At 73.1% G+C, this 23,875-nt stretch carries 20 protein-coding genes; 6 read left to right on the top strand and 14 right to left on the bottom strand.

The annotated features are described in order from the left end of the window. Positions 1-230: 230 nt before the first annotated feature. The gene (locus D1J60_RS31245) at positions 231-1,382 is read right to left on the bottom strand and encodes an amidase domain-containing protein (RefSeq protein WP_125823414.1); all 1,152 of its coding nucleotides are present in this window, start codon (positions 1,380-1,382) and stop codon (positions 231-233) included. A gap of 269 nt (positions 1,383-1,651) precedes the next feature. Here D1J60_RS31245 and D1J60_RS31240 point away from each other — a divergent pair, with 269 nt between their 5' ends. Then, positions 1,652-3,775, top strand: a complete 2,124-nt coding sequence (locus D1J60_RS31240) for a transglycosylase domain-containing protein (protein ID WP_125823413.1) — start codon at positions 1,652-1,654, stop codon at positions 3,773-3,775. A 120-nt stretch (positions 3,776-3,895) separates the two neighbouring features. On the opposite strand, the gene D1J60_RS31235 is transcribed toward D1J60_RS31240, so the two are convergent. Beyond that, the gene (locus D1J60_RS31235; protein WP_125595966.1) at positions 3,896-5,221 is read right to left on the bottom strand and encodes a hypothetical protein; all 1,326 of its coding nucleotides are present in this window, start codon (positions 5,219-5,221) and stop codon (positions 3,896-3,898) included. A gap of 231 nt (positions 5,222-5,452) precedes the next feature. On the opposite strand from D1J60_RS31235, the gene D1J60_RS31230 reads away from it, so the two are divergent. Both D1J60_RS31230 and D1J60_RS31225 read left to right on the top strand, forming a co-directional pair. Further along, entirely contained in the window at positions 5,453-6,211 is a 759-nt protein-coding gene (locus D1J60_RS31230) for a hypothetical protein (RefSeq protein ID WP_125823412.1), read from the top strand. 83 nt (positions 6,212-6,294) lie between these two features. Then, positions 6,295-6,807, top strand: coding sequence for a hypothetical protein (locus tag D1J60_RS31225; RefSeq protein ID WP_241253459.1), 513 nt, complete (start codon positions 6,295-6,297; stop codon positions 6,805-6,807). A gap of 76 nt (positions 6,808-6,883) precedes the next feature. Here the strand turns inward: D1J60_RS31225 and D1J60_RS31220 are convergent, their stop codons facing one another. After that, positions 6,884-8,035 carry an agmatine deiminase family protein gene (locus tag D1J60_RS31220; protein WP_125823411.1) on the bottom strand — a complete coding sequence of 384 codons (1,152 nt, stop codon included), beginning with the start codon at positions 8,033-8,035 and terminating at the stop codon, positions 6,884-6,886. A gap of 157 nt (positions 8,036-8,192) precedes the next feature. On the opposite strand from D1J60_RS31220, the gene D1J60_RS31215 reads away from it, so the two are divergent. Continuing rightward, a complete protein-coding gene (locus tag D1J60_RS31215; protein ID WP_125823410.1) occupies positions 8,193-8,840 on the top strand; it encodes a TetR/AcrR family transcriptional regulator in 648 nt (215 codons plus the stop codon). Positions 8,841-8,851: 11 nt separating this feature from the next. Here D1J60_RS31215 and D1J60_RS31210 read toward each other — a convergent pair whose 3' ends face one another. The 11 genes from D1J60_RS31210 to D1J60_RS38270 all read right to left on the bottom strand — a co-directional run bounded on the left by D1J60_RS31210 (position 8,852) and on the right by D1J60_RS38270 (position 21,549). Next, positions 8,852-9,667: an ABC transporter ATP-binding protein gene (locus D1J60_RS31210; protein ID WP_125823409.1), complete on the bottom strand. Its 816-nt coding sequence runs from the start codon at positions 9,665-9,667 to the stop codon at positions 8,852-8,854. After that, positions 9,657-10,673: an ABC transporter ATP-binding protein gene (locus D1J60_RS31205; protein WP_125823408.1), complete on the bottom strand. Its 1,017-nt coding sequence runs from the start codon at positions 10,671-10,673 to the stop codon at positions 9,657-9,659. The genes D1J60_RS31210 and D1J60_RS31205 overlap by 11 nt, the downstream gene beginning before the upstream one ends. Further along, a complete protein-coding gene (locus D1J60_RS31200; protein WP_125823407.1) occupies positions 10,670-11,524 on the bottom strand; it encodes an ABC transporter permease in 855 nt (284 codons plus the stop codon). The genes D1J60_RS31205 and D1J60_RS31200 overlap by 4 nt, the downstream gene beginning before the upstream one ends. Continuing rightward, positions 11,521-12,480 (bottom strand): ABC transporter permease, encoded by a 960-nt coding sequence (locus D1J60_RS31195; RefSeq protein WP_125595945.1) that lies wholly within the window; start codon positions 12,478-12,480, stop codon positions 11,521-11,523. Before D1J60_RS31195 ends, D1J60_RS31200 begins: the two co-directional genes overlap by 4 nt. Then, positions 12,477-14,147 (bottom strand): ABC transporter substrate-binding protein, encoded by a 1,671-nt coding sequence (locus tag D1J60_RS31190; RefSeq protein ID WP_125823406.1) that lies wholly within the window; start codon positions 14,145-14,147, stop codon positions 12,477-12,479. Before D1J60_RS31190 ends, D1J60_RS31195 begins: the two co-directional genes overlap by 4 nt. Before the next feature lie 81 nt (positions 14,148-14,228). After that, entirely contained in the window at positions 14,229-15,245 is a 1,017-nt protein-coding gene (locus tag D1J60_RS31185) for an agmatine deiminase family protein (RefSeq protein ID WP_125823405.1), read from the bottom strand. A 77-nt stretch (positions 15,246-15,322) separates the two neighbouring features. Further along, positions 15,323-17,074, bottom strand: coding sequence for an urease subunit alpha (locus D1J60_RS31180; protein ID WP_241253458.1), 1,752 nt, complete (start codon positions 17,072-17,074; stop codon positions 15,323-15,325). Beyond that, complete coding sequence (gene ureA / locus D1J60_RS31175; RefSeq protein WP_125823404.1) at positions 17,071-17,775, bottom strand: urease subunit gamma; 705 nt, start codon at positions 17,773-17,775, stop codon at positions 17,071-17,073. Before ureA ends, D1J60_RS31180 begins: the two co-directional genes overlap by 4 nt. A gap of 257 nt (positions 17,776-18,032) precedes the next feature. Continuing rightward, positions 18,033-18,614 carry a TetR/AcrR family transcriptional regulator gene (locus tag D1J60_RS31170; RefSeq protein WP_185899817.1) on the bottom strand — a complete coding sequence of 194 codons (582 nt, stop codon included), beginning with the start codon at positions 18,612-18,614 and terminating at the stop codon, positions 18,033-18,035. A 128-nt stretch (positions 18,615-18,742) separates the two neighbouring features. Beyond that, positions 18,743-19,906 carry an agmatine deiminase family protein gene (locus tag D1J60_RS31165; protein ID WP_125823403.1) on the bottom strand — a complete coding sequence of 388 codons (1,164 nt, stop codon included), beginning with the start codon at positions 19,904-19,906 and terminating at the stop codon, positions 18,743-18,745. 107 nt (positions 19,907-20,013) lie between these two features. After that, on the bottom strand, positions 20,014-21,549 hold the full coding sequence (locus D1J60_RS38270) for a serine/threonine-protein kinase (protein ID WP_241253457.1): 1,536 nt from the start codon (positions 21,547-21,549) through the stop codon (positions 20,014-20,016). Positions 21,550-21,661: 112 nt separating this feature from the next. Between D1J60_RS38270 and D1J60_RS31155 the strand changes: the two genes are divergently transcribed. Beyond that, positions 21,662-22,270: a TetR/AcrR family transcriptional regulator gene (locus D1J60_RS31155; protein WP_125823402.1), complete on the top strand. Its 609-nt coding sequence runs from the start codon at positions 21,662-21,664 to the stop codon at positions 22,268-22,270. Positions 22,271-22,445: 175 nt separating this feature from the next. Continuing rightward, a complete protein-coding gene (locus tag D1J60_RS31150; protein WP_125823401.1) occupies positions 22,446-23,612 on the top strand; it encodes an agmatine deiminase family protein in 1,167 nt (388 codons plus the stop codon). Positions 23,613-23,875: the final 263 nt, after the last annotated feature.

The raw sequence follows: 23,875 nt of genomic DNA, 5'->3' as shown, positions 1-23,875 counted from the left end.
AAAAGGAAAAAGAAGGGCGAATTTCCGGAATCCGTCCAGATCCCGAGTGACAGTAACCGCCGCTCCGCTCGGATGACCTTGAAATGCCAGGGGCATTACCTCAATGCAGTGATCTTGATGGCCGGGAGGTTTGGCGCGGAAAACCACGGGTTCCGGCCAGGTCCGGGCATGCGGAAGCCCCTCCCGCCGACGGGTGTTCCGCCGGCGGGAGGGGCTCAGGAGGCCGACCGTCAGGTGCGGTACGCGAAGTAGCGCGCGTCCGGGTAGGACGCGATGATGCTCGCGAGCGACTTCCGGTACGTGTTGGTGGAGTGGTACGTGAGGTACGGCATCCCCGCACGGCTGCGGTAGCTGACGATCATGGAGTGGTCCTTGGACCCGTCCTTGTTGAAGTCAACCTGAAGGATGTCGCCGATGTCCATCTGGTACACGTTCGCCAGGTTCGCGGCCCGCTCGTTGGAGAGCGTGAACCAGGCCCACTCGTTCGCCCCGACCCAGGAGTCGGACTGGCGGGTGCCGTCGTACCACCAGTTGCGGTAGTCCGACGAGGTGCCCGGGACCGGCTTCCAGCCGCCGGCCTGCAGCGACTGGCTGATGAAGTTCGTGCAGTCGCCGCCGGCGCCGTTGAACTTGCGGAAGGCCGGGTTGTAGTTGCTCCAGTACTTCTCCGCGTACTTCGCCATGGCGTTGTAGTCGTACGCGCCGCCGGTCAGCGTCTTGGGCTTGGGCGCCGGGGCCGGGTACTTCGTGGACGCGGGCGTGCCGTCCGGGTACTGGTTGCCGTCGTCCTTGACGGTGGCGGCGACCTTGGCGGCGACCGGCTCGTTGACCGCGACGGGGGCGTTGGCGCTGTCCTGGGACTTGATGGAGTTCAGCTCCCAGGAGCCGCCCTTCTTGCCCGTCAGCGTCAGCTCGTAGCGCGTCTTGAAGTCCGTGGTCTCCGGCTCGTCCCCGCGCACCTTCTTGTAGGTGAGCGTGGTCTGCTCGGTGACCTGGACGGTCGCCTTGCCGCCGGTGATGGTCGCCTTCTCCACCACGACGCGGGTGTCGGCGGCCGTGTAGGCCTCACCGAGCTCCGCGAGGCGGGTCTTGCGGGACTTGAGCGACGCGATCGCCGCGTCCTCGTCCTTCTTCAGCTTGTCCGACAGGCGGGCCTTCCTCTTGGACGAAGGCGCCGCGTCTCGGTGCTTCACGTGGCCGTCGACCAGGGCCTGCGTGCGCTGCGAGAGGACGTCGTCGGCTATGCGGCCGAAGGCGTCCGCGGTGGCACGGTCGGCTTCCTCCGTCGTGCCCGCGCTCGCGGAGTAGGCGAACAGGCTGCCGGACGCTATGGCCACGGTCAGGGCCCCGATGGCGGCCAGCCTGAACCTCTTAGGTATCACTGTGCATCCCCTTGTCACCCGGTCCACACGGACCGGGAGGACGGAATCTTCGCACAACTGGGCGATGCTGTGGCCGCGTTCCGTTTCGTCCCCGGTTGCCCGGCAATGATCGTTCCGCAAGCCGGCCGCCACGACTCCGCTTCCGCATCGCGAGACGCGCCCGGACGGCGCTCCGGTTCCCACCACCTCCTCATCGTCTTCACAGGAAATGCATCTAGGGTGTACGTGGCAGCGGAGTACGGGGGGCATACGGAGTGAGCAGGCAGGACATGTCCTCGAGAGGGCGATCACGGGGCAGGCGCGCGGCCCCGAAGGGCACCGGCACGGCCCCCGCCGGCCGCCGCAGGAAGTCCGGGAGCCGCCGGGCGGCTTCCGGTTCCGGCCTGGCGAGCCGCCTCGCGCCGGTCCTCGGCCCGGTCGTGGCCAAGGCGCGCCCGGCGCTGCGGCGCCTGCGTCCGGCGTACCCGCGGCCGGGGCGCAGCGGCTGGCGCAGGTGGATACCCTCGGGCCGCCAGTGGCTCGGAGCCGTTCTGTACCTGTTCGTCGGCATGGTCGGCTTCGTCGGAATCGCGTACGCCACAACGGACATACCCGATGACCTCAACTCTTTCGCGACACAGCAGGACAATGTCTACTACTGGTCCGACGGGTCCACGATGGCCCGCACGGGCTGGGTCCAGCGCCAGGAGATGCCGCTGGAGAAGGTACCCAAGAAGGTCCAGGGGGCCGTCCTGGCGGCCGAGAACGCCAGCTTCTACTCCGATCCCGGCGTCTCGCCCTCCGGCGTGCTGCGCGCCGTGCGCGCCGCGCTGACGGGCGGTGAGACCCAGGGCGGGTCCACCATCACGCAGCAGTACGTGAAGAACGCCTACCTCAACCAGGACCGCACCCTGTCCCGGAAGTTCACGGAGCTGCTGCTCGCCGTGAAGCTGGACAGCCGCGCGGGCAAGAAGCAGATCCTCGAGGACTACCTCAACACCAGCTGGTTCGGGCGCGGCACCTACGGCATCCAGCGCGCGTCCCAGGCGTACTACGGCAAGGACGTCTCGCAGCTGAACGCCAGCGAGGGCGCCTTCCTGGCCTCGCTCCTCAAGGGGGCCGGCCTGTTCGACCCCTCGCTCGGCAAGGAGAACCACGCCCGCGCCGTCGAGCGCTGGAGCTGGATCCTGGACCGCATGGTGGAGACCGGCCGGCTCTCCGCCGCCGAGCGCGCGACCTACACGAAGTTCCCGGAGCCCTCGGACGCCTCCCTGGTGGGCATGCCCGGAGCGCAGAACGGCTATCTGGTGGAGATGGCCAAGGCGTACGCGATCAAGGCCGGGCACCTGAAGGAGTCCGACTTCGACCTCGGCGGCTACCAGATCTACACGACCTTCGACAAGAACCGGATGGCGGCGCTGACCGCCGCGGTCCAGCAGGCGCAGAAGGACTTCGACCCCGAGAAGCGGCCCGACACCGACAAGTTCGCGAAGGTCGGTGCGGCCAGCGTCGCCCGCGACGGCCGGCTGCTGGCCGTCTACGGCGGCCCCGACTACCTGAAGCAGGGCTTCAACGAGGCGAACGCGACCACGATCCCGGCCGGGACGGTGTTCACGCCCTTCGTCTACGCCGCCGCGCTGGAGGACGGCGTGGTGCGCACGCGCGGCCAGGCCCGTACGCCCGTCTCGTCCTCCAGCATGTACGACGGCAACGACCAGGCGACGGTGCAGACGCCCGAGGGCCCGTACTGGGACCGCAGCGGGAAGGTGCTCAAGGGGCACAACGAGGGCGACCGCAGCTGGGGGCAGATCACCCTCCAGCAGGCGGTCGCCAACTCGGTCAACACCCCCATGCTCCAGCTCGGCATCGACGTCGGGGTCGACAGGGTGGAGGCCTACGCCGAGCGTTCCGGGCTGCTCCCGTCGAGCCTCGGGCCGCGGATCCCCACCTTCGCCCTCGGGGAGAACTCCAAGCCCAGCGCGATCCGGATCGCCGGCGCCTACCAGACCTTCGCGGCGGACGGCATGCACACCGACCCCTACTCGGTGCGCTCGGCCACCCGGGCCGGCGCCGCCGTGCCGCTGGACCCGCCGAAGGCGGTCAAGGCGATGTCGCAGAAGACCGCCCGCACGGTGACGGAGGCCCTGCGCTCGGCCGTCAGCGAGGGTTCGGCGAAGTCCGCCGCCAAGGCGCAGCCGGGCGCGGCGGGCAAGACGGGCACGACCTCGGCGAACACGGCCGGCTGGTTCGTCGGGAGCACCGCGCAGGAGACCACGGCGGTGGTGGTCTACCGGATGTCGCTGCTGGACCTGATCCCGCTGCCGCTGACCGGGCTGGGCGGCGACGCCCCCACCAGGCCCGGCAGCGCGCGGGCGGTCGACCTGTGGGCCGACTACGCCAAGGCCGTGAAGTAGCCGGGGCCCGGAAGCGGACGGAAACGGCCCGGGCGCCGGGAACGGCGCAGGGACCGGACACGACGGAGGGGCCGGGTGGCGTGTGCCGCCCGGCCCCTGCGCCTTCCGCGTCCCGCGGTCCTACTTGACGACCGCCTTCCAGTCCGGCGCCTGCGCCGGGTCGAGCATCCGCAGCTGGGCCAGGACCTTGGGGTCCTGGGCGTCCATCCAGTCCGCCACCTCGCGGAACGAGGCACAGCGCACGTCCTGGCGGTTGCAGACGTCCTTCATCACGTCCTCGACGGCCTTCATGTAGATGCCGCCGTTCCAGTCCTCGAAGTGGTTGCCGATGAACATCGGGGCCCGGCTGCCGTTGTAGACGCGGTTGAAGCCGTTCATGTAGGAGCCGCGGACCTGGTCCCGCCACGCGGGGAACTTCGCCGGGTCGCCCTGGGTGCTGTCGCCGGACTGGTTGTAGAGGAAGTTGAAGTCCATGGAGAGCACCTGCACCTCCTTGCCCTGGAGCGGGACCAGCTGGAGGGGGAAGTTCCAGATGCCGTCGATCTTGGACGGCCACAGCTGGAAGTCGCCCGAGGAGCTCGCGTCGTAGCGCCAGCCGTACGGCTTGATCGCGGTGATCAGGTTCTTCTGCCCCTCCAGGCAGGGCGCGCGGCCGCCGACCACCTCCCGGTCCGGGTCGAAGGGCAGGGGCGCCTCGGTGCTGAAGCCGGTGTTGGTCTTCCAGGCCTTCATGAAGCCGTACGCCTGGTCGATCTCGCTCTTCCACTCCTCGGGGCTCCAGTCCCCGCCGCCCTTGGGCCCGCAGAAGTGCCCGTTGAAGTGGGAGCCGATCTCGTTGCCGTCGGTCCAGGCCCCGCGCAGCTGCTGGAGCGTGGTCTTCACGTGCGGGGCGGTCGGGTACGAGATGGCGGCCGAGCCCTGGCCGTGCTGCGGCGGGCGGTAGAGGTTCTTCTTCGCGTCGGGCAGGAGGTAGATGCCCGTGAGGAAGAAGGTCATGTGAGCCTTGTTCTGCTTGGCCACCTGGCGGAAGTGCGAGAAGAGGTGGTCGTCGCCCTCCAGGGCGCCGTCCCAGGAGAAGACGACGAACTGCGGCGGCTTCTCGCCCGGCTTCAGCTTCTCGGGCTTGAGCTGTCCCGGCTGCGGCCCCGTGTAGGAGGTGGAGCCGTCGCCCAGCACCTCGACCTTGCCGTCCCAGTTCGGCTTCGGCCCCTTGCCGAAGCCCGGGCCGCCGGTCACGCCGCCCGCGCCCGCCGGGGCCGCGAGGCGCGCGTCGCGCTGGGCGTCGGAGGAGCCCGAGAACCCGACCGCGAACGCGGTGGCGGCCCCGCCGACGACGAGGACGGCGCCGGCTATGCCCAGGCGCTTGCGGTTGCGGGTCTTGCGGCGTGCTTTGCGGGCCGTCCGGGACTTCGCCCGTGCGCTGCCGGCGGCGTCGGTCTCGGCCATCGCGGTCGTACCCCCCTGAATCTCCGCAGCCGGGCCGCGCGTGGATGCTTCGTACGAATATAGAACTTGTTGGCACACCACCCGTACCACACCCCCCGCGGAACACCCTTTCACAGCCGATCCACAGCCCGGCGGCCGTTCGCGGCACCGGGTGTGCGGCACTCGGGTGAATCCCGGGGTCCGGCGGTGTGGCCCGCCGGACCCCGGGTGTCTTCGGGCGATAACGGCAGCATGACGCAGCCCCCCACGGCCGAGGCCGCCGAGATCAAGGTCAGCTTTGCCGGGACGGAGGCCGCGGCGGCGTTCGACGCCCTCGGTCTCGACCGCGACGAGGGCCGGCGCCGGTCCGTCCACTTCTGGGACAGGCCCGTGAGGACCTCCGGGGCGGAGGTGGACCTGCCGCTCCTGGAGCACGGCGTCATCCTGCGGCTGCGCCGGGACCGGGAGGGGCACGGCTCGAAGGAGGAGGCGGACGTCACGGTCAAGCTGCGTCCGTGTCCCGGGCTGCCGCCGCGCTGGCTGGAGGGGCGGGAGGGCGAGGACTGGGAGTACCGGATCGAGGAGGACCGGGCGGCGCCCGCGTTCAAGCCCGTGGTGGCGGCCTCGCTGCAGGCCGGGGTGGGCTTCGCGGCCTCCCTCGACCCCGGCTCGCCCGGCCGGCTGCTGGTGGAGGAGCAGCTGGAGCTGCTGGGCGCCGCCGGGCCGGCGGACGGAGGGCTCGGCGGGCTGACGGCGCTGGGGCCGGTGCACGCAGTCAAGTGGAAGCAGGAGTGGGAGGAGCTGCCCCGGGCGGTGGCCGTCGAGGAGTGGACCACCGAGGGCGGGCTGCGGTTCCTGGAGGTCTCGGTACGCGCGGACGTGGAGGACGCGGCGGACGCCCAGGACCTGCTCGAAGGGGCCCTGCGCGCACGCGGCCTCGCCCTTCCCCCGACCGGCGACACCAAGACCAGGATCGTGATGACGGCGCTCGCCCGCGCCCTGCCGGCGTAGCCGCGCGTCACCCGGTTGCCTCCTGCGGTGGGCGTCCGCGCCTTGGGGGCGTTGACTGGGAGGCCCGGAACAGGTTGGGAGGCATGATGGCGGCGTTCGCGTGGGCGCGTGGTGCGGCGGGTGGCGCGGTGCTGGTGGTGCTGGCGTTCGGTGCCGCGGGCTGTTCGGACGGCGGCGGCACCCCCTCCGGTGCGGTGTCGAGCGCAGCGGCGGCGGTGAAGTCGGCCGGCGAGGCGGTCTCGTCCGCCGCAGCCGACGCCGCGCGGGCCGCGGAGTCCGCCGCGGCGGTCGCCAAGGACAAGCTCGCCGGGGTGAAGGACGGGGTGGACGCCTCGGGCCAGGTGTCCCTGGGCCCGGTCGCCACGGACGCGGAGGGCCGTACGACGGTTCCCGTGACCGTACGGAACACCGACGGGGAGCAGAAGTCCTTCGCGGTGCAGGTCGAGTTCAAGGACGAGGGCGGCAAGCTCCTCGACACCGTGGTGGTCACGGTCACGGACGTCGCCGGCCACGGTACGGGGACGGGCACGGCGCGCAGTACGCACGGGCTGTCCGGCACGGTGCGGGCGGAGACCGGTACGGCCCTGCGCTACTGAGGGGCGGTGACGCGGTGGCCCCGGTACCCGCCCGGCCGCACCCCGGCGGGCGCCGGCCGGGCAGGTCGCCGGCGGGTTACGCGGCCGGCTGCTGCTGGGTGACGCAGTGGATGCCGCCCCCGCCGGTGCCGAGGCGGTCGATGTTGAGCTGCTCGACGACGCGGCCGGGGAAGAGCCGGGCGAGGGTGGCCCGGGCGGCCGTGTCCGCGCGGGTGTCGCCGAACTGGCCGGAGATCACCGCGCCGTTGCAGACGTAGTAGTTGGCGTAGGAGGCGAGGAAGTCCGGGTTGGTCGAGCGGATCTTGTAGTAGTCGGGGCCCCGGAGCTGGTCCGCCGAGATGCGGGTGCCGTTCGCGGCGGTCGCCGCGGACAGGATCTGGTACTGCTGCCGGGCGTCCTTGGCGTAGGCGTCGGTGTCCGTGGCGAGCGGCATCTGGACCAGGGCCCTGCCGGGCGCCAGGAAGCGGGAGGTCGCGTCGACGTGGTCGTCGGTGATGTCCTGGCCGCGGACGCCGTCGAACCAGATGACCTTGGAGGCGCCGTACGCGGTGCACAGCGCGGCCTCGATCTGCGCCTGCGACATCCCCGGGTTGCGGTTGCCGTTGACCAGGCTGCTGCGGGTGGCCATGAGGGTTCCCGCGCCGTCCTGCTCGACGGCGCCGCCCTCGCCGACCAGGGCCGCGCTGGTGAACGGGACCCCGGTGTAGGCGGCGACGCGCCCGGCGACCAGGGCGTCCTTGGCGTGGGCCTGGCGGTTGCCCCAGCCGTTGAAGTTCAGGCCGACCGCGTCCAGGCCGCCGGCCCCGTCCGTACGGAAGACCGGGCCGGAGTCGCGCATCCAGCAGTCGTCGACGGGGATGGAGGTGAGGACGGTGACGGTGGGGCCGCACAGCGAGCGGGCGCGGGCGGCACTGCCGGAGTTGGCGCACAGGTGGACCGGCTCGTACTTGGCGATGGTGCGGGCGATCAGGGCGATGTCCGACTGGACGCCGGAGAGCTTGCTCCCCCAGATCGCGGTGCTGTCCGGCCAGGCCATCCAGGTGCGGGTGTGGCGTACGTCCTCGATCGGGACGCGGAAGGCGCCCGCGGCGGCCGGACGGGCGGCGGGCCGGGCCGACGCCGGTGCGGCGGCGGTGACGGCGGCGCCGGCGGCGGCGAGGCCCGCGGCCGTGAGGAAGCGGCGCCTGTCCATGCCCGGGCGGGGCGGACCGGCTGCGTGGTCGCTCATGGGGATCTCCTTCGGCTCTCCGACTCCCCCGCGGCGGTGCGGGGTTGACCGGAAAGCTAAAACTGGCCAAGCGCTCGGTCAATAGTTCTGGCAGGACCGTTCCGGAGGTTCCGGGAAAGGCGCAGGTGGGGTGCGGGAGGCTGACTAGAGTGACGCCATGGCTGCTTCCGCGAAGGACTCCCCGGACCTCTCCCCGCCCCCCGCGCCGGCGGGGGCGGGCGCGGGCCGTACCCGGGTCTCGGCCAAGGGCGAGCAGACCCGGGCACGGCTGATCGCAGCCGCGCGGACCCTCCTCGCGGGCGGTATGAGCGAGCGCTTCACCACCCGGAACGTGGCGGCCCTCAGCGGCGTGTCGCACGGGATGTGCCACTACCACTTCCAGGACCGGACCGATCTGGTCCTCGCGGTCGTCGCGGACATGCGCCCCGAGTGGATCCTCCCGCTGGAGGAGGCCGTCGCGGCGCCGGGGTCCTTCGCCGAGCGGGCCGAGCGGGTGGTCGGGCTGCTCTCCCGGCCCGAGGGCACGGAACTCTCCCACCTCCACTCGGCGCTGCACTGGCACGCCCTGAACGACTCCCGGGTCCGCGCGTCCCTGGAGGCCGAGTACCGGCGCTGGCGGGGCTGTTTCACCGCCCTGTTCGAGGTGCTCGCCGAGGAGCGGGGCGGGGGCGTCGACCCGCGCCTGCTGGGCGAGGCCGTGGCTGCCGCCGTCGACGGCCTGGCCGCCGTGGAGTCGCTGGGTGCCGAGGTCGACCCGGGCCCGGTGCTGCGTACGCTGCTCCGCACGCTCGCCGCCGGGTCCTGAGCCGCCCCGTCCTACAGCGCCCGCCGGGCCCCGGCGATGGCGTCCGGGTCCCAGCCCGGCCGGGGGACGGAGTCCAGCAGCAGCCGGGTGTACGGGTGCCGGGGCGCGGCGAGGACCTCCTGCGTCGGCCCGCTCTCGACCACGGCTCCCCGGCGCATCACCACGATCTCGTCGGTGACGGACCGGACGACGCCGAGGTCGTGGGTGATGAACAGGTACCCGATCCCGGTCTCCTCCCTGATGTCGGCGAGCAGGTTGAGGATCTGCGCCTGGACGGAGACGTCGAGGGCGGCGACGGCCTCGTCCAGGACGAGTACGGCCGGCTCGACGGCCAGCGCGCGGGCGATGGCCACCCGCTGGCGCTGCCCGCCGGAGAGCTGCCGGGGCCGGGCCTCGGTGGCCCGGGCGCCCAGGCCGACCTGGTCGAGCAGTTCCCGTACCCGCGCGGTGTGGTCGCGGCCGGGGAAGTGGAGGGCGAGGGTCTCGCGCAGGGCGGCCCCGACCGGGGTCCGCGGGTCGAGCGAGAGGTACGGGTCCTGGAAGACCATCTGCACCTGCCGGGCCCGGGCCAGCCGGGCGGCCCTGCCGCGGGTGCGGCCGGGCCGGGTCAGGCCGCGTACGAGGACCTCGCCCGCGTCGGCCCGCTCCAGGCCGACGACGATGCGGGCGGTGGTGGTCTTGCCCGAGCCGGACTCGCCCACCACGCCCAGCGATCCGCCCTCGGGCAGGGCGAAGGACACGTCGTCCACGGCGCGGACGGAGCCGAAGGTGCGGTGCAGGCCCCGGACTTCCAGCAGGTGCGGGGTGGCGGCGGGGCTATCGGGCATCGGCGGTGCTCCCTTCGAGCCGGTCGCTGTGGTGGCAGGCGGCCCGGTGGTCCGGCCGGCCGGGTGCGGACGCCGGGTGCGGGGCGCGGTGGTCGCAGATCTCCGTGGCGAGCGGGCAGCGGGCGGCGAAGCCGCAGCCGGGCAGCTCCTCGCGCAGGTCGGGCGGGCGGCCGTCGATGGCGGCGAGCCTTCCGCGGGGGCCGTCCATGCGCGGGGTGGAGGCGAGCAGGGCGGCGGTGTACGGGTGCCGCGGCCGGGCGAAGAGGGCCTCGGCGGGTCCGGTCTCGGCGATCCGCCCGGCGTACATGACGTAGACCCGGTCGCTGATGGCGGCGGCGAGGTCGAGGTCGTGGGTGACGAACAGCAGCCCGGTCCCGAAGCGTGCGCGCAGCGACGCGAGGAGGGAGATCACCTCGGCCTGGCTGGTGACGTCGAGGGCGGTGGTCGGTTCGTCGGCCAGCAGGAGGGCGGGGTCGCCCATGAGGGCGGCGGCGATCACGACGCGCTGGAGCATGCCGCCGGAGACCTGGCCGGGGTACCTGCGCAGGACGGACTCGTCCAGGCCGACGGCCCGCAGCAGTTCCGTGGCGCGGGCGGTGGCGGCGGGCCGGCCGAGCGTCCCGTTGAGGAGGACGCTCTCGGTGAGGAAGTCGCCGACGCGGCGCAGGGGGTTGACGGCGGCGCGCGGGTCCTGGAAGACCATGGCGGCCGTGCCGGCCCGTACGCCGCCCAGCTCGGCCGGGGTCATGGCGAGCACGTCGCGCCCGCAGACCCGTACGGCCCCTTCGGCGCGGGCGCCGGGCGGCAGCAGTCCCAGGGCGCTGCGGGAGGTGATGCTCTTGCCGGAGCCGGACTCGCCGACGAGGGCGACGGTCTCGCCGCGGGCGACGGTGAGGTCGATCCCGTCGAGGACGGGCCGGGCGGTGCCGGGGAGGGTGACCCGCAGCCCGCTGACGTCGAGGGCGTGCTCGGGGGTGGTCGCGGGGGTGCTTGCGGGGGTGTTCATCGGTCTCTCCTGGCGACGCGGTCGGCCCAGCGTTCGCCCACCACGTTGAAGGCGACCACGGTCAGCACGATGACGGCGCAGGGCAGGACCGCGGACAGCGGGTAGCCGTGCTGGATCGCGGTCTGTCCGTCGAAGACCATCCGGCCCCAGTCGGGGGTGAGGGCGGGGACGCCGAGGCCGAGGAAGGACAGCCCGGCGAGGTCCATCAGGGCGTAGCCGAAGTTGATGGTGGACTGGGCGAGGACGACAGGGGCGATGTTGGGCAGGACGTGGCGCAGGCAGATCTGGAGGGCGGAGTGGCCCTGGACCCGGTAGGCGCTCACGTAGGGGCGGGCCGCCTCGGCGAGGACGAGGGAGCGGGTGAGGCGGCTGACGTAGGGCAGGTAGGCGACGGCCAGGGCGATGACGGGGGCGAGCAGTCCTTCGCCGTACACGGAGATGATCAGGATGGCCAGCAGCATGCCGGGGAAGGCGAAGACCAGCTCGGTGCTGCGGGAGAGCAGCGAGTCGAGCCAGCCGCCGCGCCAGGCGGCGGCGGTGCCGACGGCGACCCCGGCGAGGGTGGAGAAGACCACGACGCCGAGCGGGCCGAGCAGGGAGGTACGCGCGCCGAGCAGCAGCCGGGAGAGGGTGTCGCGGCCGGCGGCGTCGGCTCCGAGGGGGTGCTCGGTGTCGGGGCCGGCCAGGGCGTTGCCCAGGTCGACGGCGTTGGGGTCGTGGGGTACCAGCCAGGGCGCGAGGAGCGCGGCGAGGACGACCAGGCCGACGAGGCCGAGGCAGGCGAGGTGGAGCGGGGAGCCCGCGGCGCGGATCCTGGAGATGCCGGGGCGGCGGGTCAGTACGGCGGTCATACGGCGGCCCCTCTGGTGCCGAGGGTGACCCGGGGGTCGACGAGCGGGAGCAGCAGGTCCACGACCAGGTTCACGGCCATGAAGAGGGCGACGATGATCAGCGAGATGGCCTGGACGGTCGGGAAGTCCTTGGTGCTGGTGGACAGTTCGAGGAGCTGGCCGATGCCGCCGACGCTGAAGGCGGTCTCCACCAGGACGGTGCAGACGAGGAGGGTGGAGACGATCAGGCCGCCGGTGGTCAGGACGGTGCCGAGGGAGTTGCGGAACACGTGCCGGCGGATGACGTGGCGTTCCGGTACGCCGCGGCTGCGGGCGACGGTGACGTGGTCGCTGTCGAGGGCTTCGGCCATGGCGGAGCGGGTGACGCGGGCGAGCATGCCGATGAGGTAGAGGGCGAGGGCGGTCGCGGGGAGCGCGAGGTGCCAGAGCGTGTCGGTGAGGCCCTCTCCGGCCCCGCTGGTGGGGAACCAGCCGAGCTTGACGGCGAACAGGCCCTGGAGCAGGACGGCCGCGACGAAGGACGGGGTGCCGACGGCGAAGGTGGTGGTGACGAGCACGGCGGTGTCGGTGGCGCCGCCGCGGACCGCGGCGAGGCGGCCGAGGAACAGTCCGACGGCCACCACCACGAGGAGCGCCATGGTGACGAGGAGCAGGGTGGTGGGCAGCCGGTCGGCCAGCAGGCGGGAGACGTCGGTGCGGTAGGTGATGGAGCGTCCGAAGTCGCCCTGGAGGACGTCGCCGAGCCAGCGGCCGTAGCGTACGAGGAAGGGCTCGTCCAGGTGGTACTGGGCCTTGACGGAGGCGAGCGCTTCGGGCGAGGCCGAGCGGCCGGCGAGGAGGAAGCTGGCCGGGTCGCCGGGGGCCAGGTACATGGCCCCGAACACCACGAAGGAGGCGGCGAGCAGGGTGGCGGCCATCTCCCCCAGCCGGCGTGCCGCGAATCGGGCGAAGCTCACTGTGCGGCTCCCACGGCGGCGGCCCACGGGTGGTACATGTACGAGATGGTGGTCGGGGCGCCGGTGATCCGCTTGTTCAGGAACACGGCGGTGGGCCATTCGGCGACGGGGATCCACAGCAGCTGTTCGGCGGCCTGCCGCTGGAGCCTGGCGACGGTCTCCAGCCGTTTGCCCGGGTCGTAGGCGGCGGTGGCCTCGTCGACGAGCCTGTCGTACGCGGGGTCGCTGTGGCCGGCGAAGTTCATGTAGGCGCCGGTCTTGAAGTTCGCCAGCAGGTCGAGCGGGTCGGTGATCGAGTCGTAGTAGGTGAGGGGGAACATGTCGATGCCCTCGCGTGCCTGCGGGTCGGTGAAGAGCGCGGTGAAGGCGTTGGGGGCGATGGTCTTCAGCCGGATGTCGAGGCCGATGCTCGTGCCGGCGGCCTGTACGGCGGTGGCGAGGAGGGAGACGTCCTGGCCGATGGAGCTGGTGGCGACGGTGAGGGTCTTGCCGGTGGCGCCGGCCTCCTTGACGAGGGCCTTGGCCCGCTCGACGTCCTGGCCGCTGGGCGGCAGTCCGTCGAAGGCGGTCTTGAGGGTCTGCTCGGGGGCGGCGGCCCAGGCGGCGCGGGTGGTGAGGGAGCTGGTGACGGTGCCGGCGCCGCCGAGTCCGGCCTTGACGAAGCCGGTGCGGTCCAGCGCCAGGGACAGGGCGCGGCGGACGCGGACGTCGCCCAGGGGGCCCTGGGTGTTGGTGACGTTGACGTTGACGGTGCTCAGGCCCTCGCCGAAGTAGAGGGTGCCGACGCCGCTGCCGCGCAGCCGGCCGTAGCTCTCGGTGGGGATGAGGTAGCCGCCGTCGATCTCGCCGCTGAGCATGGCGTTGGTGCGGGCGGAGGGGTCGGTCAGGAACCGGAAGACGGCCTTCTTGGACTTGGCCCTGGTGCCCCAGTAGCCGTCGAAGCGGTCGAGTTCGATGGACTGGCCCTTGCTCCAGGTGCCGAGGGTGAAGGGGCCGGTGCAGCCGAGGCCGCCGGTGGTGCCGTAGTCCTTGCCGGCGGCCTCGACGACGGCCTTGGAGGCGACGACCCCGGCGGCGGTGGCCATGTACTGGGGGAACTGGGAGTCGGGCTTCTTGAGCTTGACGGTGACCTGGAGCGGGCCGCTCTTGGTGACGGACTCGACGTTCTGGAAGTTCTGGGCCCAGGCGGCGGCGTTCGCGGGGTCGGTCTGGCGGCCGAGGCTGAAGACCACGTCGTCGGCGGTCATCTCCCCGCCGCCGTGGAAGCGCACGCCGGGCCTCAGGTCGTACACCCAGGTCGTGGGGTCGGGGTTGGAGGCCTTGCGGGCGAGACCGGGCTCGGTGGTGAGGTCCGGGTTCCAGCGCATGAGGCTTTCGCACACGTTGGACAGGACGGTGTTCTGCGGGTAGTCGAACGCCACCGTGTAGTCGAGGGTGGGCGGTTCGGCGTAGACGGCCCAGGTGAAGGAGTCGATCTCGCCCTTGGCCTCCGGAGTGGAGGCGGACAGCTTGACGTCGGTGACGCCGCCGGACCTGTCCTTCGGCGGGCCCGCACAGGCCGCGAGGAGGGCGAGGGAGGACAGGACCGCGGTGGCGGCGGCCGCGGTGCGCGTGCCCGCGGGCCGGCGGCGGGGGCGTCTGGCGGTGCGGGGTGGTGGGGTGGTCATCGTCGCGCTCTCTTTTCCGTGAGGGATGCGGGGAGGAGCGGGCGGACCGCGCGGGCGGTCCGCCGGGCAGGTCCGGTCCGGTCAGCCGCTGGTGGTGCGGGCGGCCGGGACCTGCTGGGTGATGCAGTGGACGCCGCCGCCGCCGAAGGCGATGGCGAGCGCCCGGACGCCGACGACCTTGCGGCCGGGGTGGGCGGAGGCGATCACGGCGAGGGCCTCCTCGTCCTGGGGCAGGCCGGCCACCGGGACGACGACGCCGCCGTTGGCGACGTAGTAGTTGAGGTAGGACACCTCGATCTCGCCGCCGGCGAGGTCGGCGAAGGCGGTCTGCGGGACCTCGACGAGCTCCAGGCGGCGGCCCCGGGCGTCGGTGACGGCCTCCAGCACGGCGCGGTTGGCGCGCATCCGGGCGTAGTCCGGATGGGCCGGGTCCTCGGGGAGGGAGATGACGACGGTGCCGGGCGCGGCGAAGGCGGCGACGCCGTCGACGTGTCCGTCGGTCTCGGTGTCGAGCAGACCGCCGTACGGCAGCCAGATGACCTTCGTGACCCCGAGCCGGGCCTTCAGCTCGGCCTCGATCTCCTCGCGGCTCATGCCGGGGTTGCGGTTGGGGTGCAGCAGGCACTGCTCGGTGGTGATGAGCGTGCCCTCGCCGTCGACGGTGATCGCGCCGCCTTCGAGGATCATGTCGGAAGGGATGCGCGGGGTGCCGACGTGCTCCAGCAGCAGGGCGCTGACGCGGTCGTCGGAGTCCCACGGGTGGTGCTTGCCGCCCCAGGCGTTGAAGCGGAAGTCGACCCCGGCCCGGTTGCCCTGGGCGTCGAGGACGAACAGCGGGGCGGAGTCGCGGAACCAGGAGTCGTCGAGGGGCAGCTCGATGACGGTGACCGTGTCCCCGCAGTGGGCGCGGGCGTCCTCGGCGTGGCCGGGAGGGGCGACCATCGTGACGGGCTCGAAGGCGGCGATGGCGCGGGCCACGTCGGCGTACTCCTCCTTCACGGCGGGGAGGACGCTGCCCCACAGGTCCGGGCGGGTGGGCCAGGCCATCAGACAGCCATCGTGCGCGGACCACTCGGCGGGCATACGGTATTCAGCCATCAGGTGTCTCATTTCTTGCGTTGGCGGAGTCTGTCACCCGACTGAAATTTCAGTCAAGAGGCAGGGCATGCGTGCGGTCAGAGGAAGTAGAGGCGGTTGAGGGAGACCGCGTCGGCGGCCCCGGAGCGCAGGGGGGCGCCGTCGAGCGTGACCAGGCCGCTCCGGGGGTCCACGTCCACGGCCCCGAGGCGGTCGTTGCCCACCATGTCCTTGGGGCCGATGCCCCGGGTGCCGCGCACGGCGACCCTGCGGCGGCGGGTGCCGAGCGAGTCGTACGGGGCGCCGAACGAGCCCGATTCGGCGGCGGCCCGGCTGACGAAGGCCACCGAGAGGTCGGCGGGGGCCGCGCCGTGGGCTCCGAAGAGCGGGCCGAGGACGAGGGGTTCGCAGGTGTCGGTGGCGGCGTTGGGGTCGCCGGTGACGCCGTAGGCCGGGAAGCCGGACTTGAGGACCAGCTGCGGCTTGGCGCCGAAGAACGGGGGACGCCACAGGACGATGTCGGCGAGCTTGCCGATCTCGATGGAGCCGATCTCGTGCGCCAGGCCGTGGGCGATGGCCGGGTTGATCGTCAGCTTCGCCATGTACCGCAGCACACGGGCGTTGTCGTCGCCCTCACCGTCACCGTCCAGCGAGCCCAGCTCGCCCTTCATCTTGGCGGCCATGGCGAAGGTGCGGCGGATCGTCTCACCGGCCCGGCCCATGCCCTGGGCGTCGGAGGAGGTGATGCCGATCGCGCCCAGGTCGTGCAGGACGTCCTCGGCCCCCATCGTCCCCGCGCGGATCCGGTCACGGGCCATCGCCGCGTCCCCGGGAAGGTCCGGCTTCAGGTCGTGGACGGAGACGATCATGCCGTAGTGCTCGGCGACCGCGTCCCGGCCGAAGGGCAGCGTCGGGTTGGTGGAGGAACCGATCACGTTCGGCACGCCCGCCATCTTCAGCACGTTGGGCACGTGCCCGCCGCCGCAGCCCTCGATGTGGAAGGCGTGGATGGTGCGGCCTTCCAGCACCCGCAGGGTGTCCTCGACGGACAGGCACTCGTTGAGGCCGTCGCTGTGCAGGGCGACCTGCACGTCGTGCTCCTCGGCCACGCGCAGCGCCGTGTCCAGGGCCCGGGTGTGCGCGCCCATGTCCTCGTGCACCTTGAAGCCCGACGCGCCGCCCTCGGCCAGGGCCTCCACCAGCGGAGCGGCGTCCGAGGAGGAACCGCGCGCCAGGAAGCCGATGTTCACCGGCCAGGCGTCGAACGCGTTGAACCCGTGCCGCAGGGCCCAGGGCGAGTTCACGCCCACACCCCAGCTCGGCCCGATCTCCTGCCCGATGATCGTGGTCACGCCGCTCGCGAGCGAGGCCTCCATGATGCGCGGGGAGAGCAGGTGGACGTGGGTGTCCACGGCCCCGGCGGTGGCGATCAGACCCTCGCCCGGGATCATCGTCGTACCCGTTCCGACGACCACGTCGACCCCGTCGAGGGTGTCCGGGTTGCCGGCCCGGCCGATCGCGTGGATGCGGCCCTCGCGGATGCCGATGGACACCTTCCGGATGCCGAGGACGGCGTCGATGACGAGGACGTTGCTGATCACCACGTCACAGGTCTCACGGACGGCGGCGCCCTTCAGGTGCAGGCCGTCGCGGGCGGTCTTGCCGAAGCCCGCGAGGAACTCGTCGCCGGGCTTCTGGGCGTCGTACTCGACGCGGACGGTCAGGCCCGAGTCGCCGAGCCGGACCCGGTCCCCGGCCCGGGGGCCGTGCACCGCCGCGTACTCGTGCGGGTCGATGTGGCGGCTGTTGCCGGGGTCGCAGTGGTCGGCGTGCCGCGTGGGCCTGCTCACGAGGAGGTCCCTTCCGGGGTGCGCGCGCCGAGGTAGCCGCGGGCGGCGGCCCGGCGCAGGGCCTCTGCCCTGGCGCCGGGGGCGTCCAGGGGTCCGTCCACCAGACCGGCGAAGCCGAGGGCGATCCGGTCGCCGCCGACGGGTACGAGACCCACCTCGACGTCGGCACCGGGGTCGAACCGGGTGGACGAGCCCGCGGCGACCGCCAGGCGCATCCCGTAGGCCGCGGCCCGGTCGAAGTCGAGGCGCGGGTTGGCCTCGAAGAAGTGGAAGTGCGAGGTCACGCTGACCGGGACGGCGGAGGTGTTGCGGACCGTGAGGGTGACCTCCGCTTCCGGTGCCACCACGCCGTCACCTGCGGGCAGGACCGCGCCCGGCGCGGCATCGCGGCGGGGGTGCTCCCCGAAGGGGTCGCTCACGGCCGCGAGCCGGCTGCCGTCCTCGAACACCGCCTCCACCATGACCTCGGTGACGATGTCCGCCACGCCCGGGAGCACGTCGTCGTGGCCGAGTACGGCGCGCCCGCGCTCCAGGGCCTCGGCGAGGCGGAGACCGTCGCGCGCCGCCTCGCACACCGCGTCCGCGATCAGCGCCGTGGCTTCCGGGACGTTCAGCTTCAGGCCCCGGGCGCGCCGGGCCCGGGCCAGTTCGGCGGTCGTGAACAGCAGCAGCCGGTCACGCTCGGTGGGGGTCAGGGGCATGGTGTCCTTCCTCCGGAGACGGGAGGGGGGTGGCGTGGTGCGGCGTGGCGTGGTGCGCCGGGGCGGAGTGCCGGAGGGCCGAAGGGGTACGCCCGTCCGGGTGCGGCGGCGCGGGGCGCCTCGTAGGCGCGGCGCGGGAAGTCCGCGGGGGATGCGGCCGGGGCCGGTCTGAACTTCACTCTGACACTGACTGAAAATTCAGTCAAGAGACGGGACGGAACAACGTCCCCGTCACTCACGGCGGGGACGAAGGGGGCTCAGCCCTGCTTGAGCCCGGCGAGTTCGGCGTCGATGGCGCCGAGCATCAGCTCGCGGGCGTGGCCGATGCGGATGCCGCCGCTGAGCCAGCGCATGCTGAGCCCTTCCAGCAGCGCGGTGAGCCGCTCGGCCGCGGCGGCGAGCGCCGAGGCCGGGACCATGGGCTGGACCTGGCCCAGCAGTGCGGCGACCTCCTGGACCCACACCAGGGTGGCGCGGGCGAGGTCCTCGCGGAGCACCTCGTCGAAGACGGCGCTGGCCCGCAGCTCGCCCCACGCCGCGCTGTTCTCCCGCACCTCGACGGTGTCCTGGAGCTCCAGCAGGAGGGTCTCCTCCAGTTCCTGGCGGGGCGAGAGCGGCGGCTCGGAGGGGTCGCGGTCGGTGGTGTACCGCTCGGCGCGGTCGTTGATGAACTCCAGGGTCTGGCGCAGGACCCCGGTGCGGTCCTTGAAGTGGTAGTAGATCAGGGCGGTGGACACCCCGGCCTCGGCCGCGAGTTCTTCCACGCGCAGCCCGCGGACCCCGCGCCGGGCGATCACCCGGGCGGCCGCTTCGAGGATCTGAGTGCTGCGAGACGCCATGTCCCGCACCTTACCGGGGTGCTCCCGGCCGGACGTAAGCGGCCCGTCACCGGGCGTTCGGGCCGCGGCGGGCGCGGCCCGCCCCCGGACCGGTGCGGCGCCCGCCCGCCGGGGCACCCCGGCGGGCATCAGAGGGCCGGCGGGACGGGGTGCGACTGCGTGGCGCAGTGGATGCCGCCGCCCCCGCTCGCTATGCCGTCGATGTCGACCTGGACCACCTGGCGGGCCGGGTAGGCGGCCTGGAGGATCGCGTAGGCCACGCCGTCGGCGTACGGGTCGCCGAACTGCGGGAGGACGACCGCGCCGTTGGGCGTGTAGTAGTTGGTGTAGCTCGACAGGAACTCCTCCCCCTTGCCCCGGATCCTGCCGCGGTCGGGGCCGGGGAGTTCGGTGATGGCCAGGCGTCGGCCGCGGGCGTCGGTCGCGCTCTCCAGTACGCGCCTGGTCTCCTCGTACACGGCGACCCACTTGGGGTCGGTGCCGGGGGCCGGGCGGTCCAGGATGACCTTCCCGGGGGCCGTGAAGCGGGCCAGGCAGTCGATGTGGCAGTCGGTGATGTCCTGGCCGGCCAGGCCCGGCACCCAGATCACCTTGTCCATGCCGAGGGAGGCGCGCAGGGCGTCCTCCACCTGCGCCTGGTCCATCCCGGGGTTGCGGTTGGGGTTGACGAGGGAGCTGACGGTGGCGAGCAGGGTGCCCTCGCCGTCGGTCTCCAGCGAGCCGCCCTCGCCGGTGAAACCGGCCCGGATCCGGCGCACCTGGTACTCGTCGAGGAGGATGCCGGCCGCCGCGGCGTCGTTGGCGAAGGGCTGGGCGTACTTCGTGCCCGTCTTGCCCCAGCCGTTGAAGTTGGTGTCCACACCGGCGACGGCGCCCGGGCCCACCACGAAGGTGGGGCCGAAGTCCCGGATCCAGAGGTCGTCGACCGGGATCTCGATCACGTCGACGGCGTACCGGGCGCCCCGGCCGCACAGGTGGCGGGCGTCGGCGGCCTGGCCGGGGCGGGCCAGGACGACCACCGGCTCGAACCGCGATATCGCGTGGGCGACCTCGGCGATGTCGGCGCGGACCCGCTCCAGCGGGCGGCCCCAGACCGAGGAGAGCGCGGGCCAGGCCATGTACGTGCGGACGTGCGGGTCCGTCTCGGCGGGCACGGTCAGCGCGGCGCCCGCGCTCGGGGCGGTCGCCGCCCGGGCGGCGGTGGTGGGGATGACCGGCGCGAGGACCGCCAGCGGTACGGCTGCCGCGCCGTACCGGAGGAGATTTCGGCGGGTGGTGCGGGACGTGTCCATGGTGCTCCCTGACGAGGAAGGGGCGGGGATGACGGGCATCCTTGCGTTAACTGAAAATTCAGTCAAGCAGCGGGTCCGGTGGATTCCGCTCGGTGGGGACCCGGCGCTCACTCACGGTGGTACTGGTCCACCAGGATCGTGACGGAGCCGTCCGCGGCCGCCTCCACGAGCCGGACGACGACGATGCGGTCGTGGTCGGGGCTGCGCACGCAGAACGGGCGCCGCTCCCCCAGGGCGCTGAAGGGCAGGGCGGTCACCGGCTTCGTGGCGATGCCCTGCTCGCAGTCGGCGGGTGTCGGCGCGGCGCCCTCGGCCAGGTGGACGTCCGAGGACTCCGAGGGGACGAAGGACCGGCCCTCCGGCGCCAGGTACCAGGTGGCCGTGTCGGCGGGAACCACCTTCCCGGCCTCCAGGTCGAACTCGTAGCCGGCGTCGGGGGCGGTGAGCCGGGCCCCCGTGTAGCCGGGCACGAAGCCGTCGGCACTGCCGCCGCCGGGCTCGGCGGTGTCGAACCAGTACAGGGCCGCGCCGCAGGCCGCGAGGGTCACGGCGGCCGTCGCGGCCACCGCCGGCAGGCGACCGCGGCCGCGCCGCCGCGCCGCCCTGCGTCCGCCGCCCCCCGCCTCCGGTACGGGGGTCGGCCCGGGCGCGGGCGCCACGGGGGCGGACGGGGCGGTCGGTGCGTGCGGGGCGGGTGGGGTGTACGGGGCCGGTGCGGCGGGCCGTACGGCGTCCCGCCCCGCGCCGACCTCCTCCTGCACCGGCCGCGGCAGCCACCCCTCGGTGAACTCCGGCCGCGGCCCGACACCGGGGTGGGCGTGGACGTACCCGATCAGCTCGGCGGTCGTGGGCCGGTCCGCCGGCTCCTTGGCCAGGCACCAGCGGACCAGCTGCTCCAGCTCGGCGGGGACCCGGGAGAGGTCGGGGTGCTCGTGGACCACCCGGTAGAGGGCCGTCGACTCCGGGCCGCCCCCGAAGGGCGGCTGCCCGCCCGCCACGTACGCGGTCAGCGCGCCGAGGGCGAAGACGTCGGTGGCGGGTGTCACCGGCCGGCCGAGGGCCTGCTCGGGCGCCATGAAGGCGGCGGTCCCGATCCGCAGTCCGGTGCCGGTCAGGGCGGCCGAGCCGGCCGCGTGCGCGATCCCGAAGTCGATCACCCGCGGGCCGTCGCCGGCGAGCAGTACGTTGGCCGGCTTGAGGTCGCGGTGGACCACGCCCGCGCCGTGGATGGCCTGGAGCGCCTCGGCGATGCCCGCGACGAGCAGCAGCACCGTGCGGCTCGGCAGCGGGCCGTGCCGGCGCACCACCTCGTCCAGCGAGGGACCCGGCACGTAGGCGGTGGCCAGCCACGGGGTGCGTTCGTCGACCCCGAAGTCGACCACCTGGGCCGTGAAGAGCCCGTGGATCCGGCGGGCGCTGGCCACCTCGCGGGCGAACCGCTCCCGGAAGGCCGGGTCCGCGGCGAACTCCCTGCGTACGGCCTTCAGCGCGATCGGGCGGCCGCCGGGGGTGTGGGCGAGGTAGACCTCCCCCATGCCGCCGGAGCCGAGCCGGGCGTGGAGGCGGTAGCCGCCGATCTCTCGGGGGTCGTCTGCGGACAGGGCCTGGTGGGCCGGCTGTACGCCGTAAGGCTGCACGGACATGCGGTGGCTCTTTCGGATATGCGGAAGTGACCGGATCGCATCGTCGCCCTAACTGGATTTTCAGTCAACGTGCGACAATGCGAGACGCGACATCGCCAGGAAGGATCACACCGTGACGGACCGCAGACGCGTCATCCTCGAAAGCGCCGCCCGGGTCATCGCACGCAGGGGCGTACGGGGGCTGCGGGTGACGGAGCTGGCGGCGGAGGCGGGGGTCTCCACCGCCCTGGTCTACTACCACTTCCGGGACCGCCCCGGCATCCTGCGGCACGCCCTCGCCTTCATCGGGGACCGGGCCGACCGCTACACCGAGACCGGGCGGGACGCACTCCCGGCCGGTCCGGCCGGCGACCCCAGGGAGCGGCTGGAACGGATGCTGCTGCTGGAGGTCCAGGACCTGCCCGAGGTGCGCGAGAACAGCGCCGCCTGGGGGGAGCTGCGGGCCCACGCGGTGTTCGACCCGGAGCTGCGGGACGAGCTCGCCGCGGCCGGCGCCGCCTGGACGGCCGAGGTCGCGGAGCTGCTCGCCGGCGTGCACCCGGGGGCGCCCGCCGACGCCGTCACGGCTGCCGCAGAGCGGCTGACCGCCCTGCTGGAGGGGCTCAGCGTCCGCTGGCTGAGCGGGCTGACGCCGCCGGCGCACGCCCGCGAGCTGCTGCGGGCGGCGGTCCGGGTGGAGGCGGACCGGCTGGCACCGCCCCGCGCGTCGCGGTTTGACTGAAAATCCAGTCAGTGCCACAGTACCGACACGGGCCGTTCCGCTTTACTGCCGAACGGCCGACCGCGGGGTTGACGCGCACCCTTGTGGTGAGAGCCCGGGGCCCGCCCCTGGTAGCGCCCCCGCGCCCGTCCCGGCGAGACGTTCCTGTCCCGCCGGTAAACGATCGGAGCCTCCCGTGACGAACCCGCCCCCCACCCGACGGACCGTCCTGCGCACCCTCTCCGGGCTCGGTGCCCTCGTCTTCGGCGCCGCCGCCTGCGGCCCGGCCGAGACCGCCCTGGGGTCCGGCGAACCCGCCGGCTCGGCCCAGTCCGCCTCCGGCACCGCCAAGCGCCGCCTGGGCGCCGAGTGGGAGAGCCACACCCGCACCTTCATGTCCTGGCCGGCCCTGGCCGCGGGGGTGTGGGAGGAGGACCTGCGCTACGTCCGCGAGGACATCGCCCGCATCGCCCGCGCGATCGGCGAGTACGAGGCCGTGGTCATGATGGCCCGCCCGGAGCAGGTGGCGGCCGCGCAGCAGGCCGTCGGCTCCCAGGTCGAGGTCATCCCGCTGGCCGTCGACGACCTCTGGGCCCGCGACACCGTCCCCGTCTTCGTCGAGGAGGGCGGCAAGGTCACCGGCGTCGACTTCAACTTCAACGGCTGGGGGAACAAGCAGAAGCACCCCAACGACGCCCAGGTCGGGCGGGCTCTGCTGCAGAAGTACAAGGTCCCCCGGGTGCAGGCGCCGCTGGTCGCGGAGGGCGGTTCGTTCGAGCCCGACGGCGAGGGCACGCTGCTGATCACCGAGAGCTCGATCGTCAACGACAACCGCAACCGCGGCAAGTCCCGCGACACCATCGAGGCCGAGCTGAAGCGGACCCTCGGCGTGGAGAAGGTCATCTGGCTGGCCGGCGTGCGCGGCGAGGACATCACCGACGCCCACGTCGACAGCCTCGTACGGTTCACCGAGCCCGGTGTGGTCCTGCTGGACCGCGCGCACCCCAGCACCCCGCCGGACTCCTGGTCGCGGTCGGCGGACCAGGCGAAGTCCGTCCTGTCGAAGGCCACGGACGCCCGGGGCCGGCGCTTCGAGATCATCGACCTCCCGCAGCCCGACCTGAACCGGATCACGGGGCACGGCGACGACTTCGTCTCCACCTACGCCAACTTCTACATCGCCAACGACGCGGTGTTCATGCCCAAGTTCGGCGACCGCGCGGCGGACGACCGCGCCCGCGGCATCCTCCGGGAGCACTTCCCCAAGCGCGACGTGGTGCCGGTCTCCATCGACACGATCGCCTCGGGCGGCGGCGGCATCCACTGCTCGACCCACGACCAGCCGGGCAAGCCCGCCGCCTGACGTACGCGTCGGTTCCGGATGATGCCGCCCTCGACCCCGCCGGCGTGCTGGACGTCGTCGGGGAAGTCCAGGCTCCAGCCGGCCGGGGCGCGGGGTCACGGCGTCAAGTGAGGCCCCGCGCACGGGGGATGACGCGGGGCCTCGCACACCACCATAGCGCGCCGCGGGCCGAGTGCGACGGGCGGCCCGGGTCATCGGCCGGGCCCGCTTCGGGGAACACCGTCCCGAGGGGGCGTGACCCGCGCGCCGGTCGCCGGCCCCAG

Origin of the sequence: Streptomyces sp. W1SF4 (genome assembly GCF_003950035.1) — a bacterium.
GTDB lineage: Bacteria > Actinomycetota > Actinomycetes > Streptomycetales > Streptomycetaceae > Streptomyces > Streptomyces racemochromogenes.
Note: the sequence above shows the minus strand (reverse complement) of the source record. Positions and strands in the feature narration are given on the sequence as shown.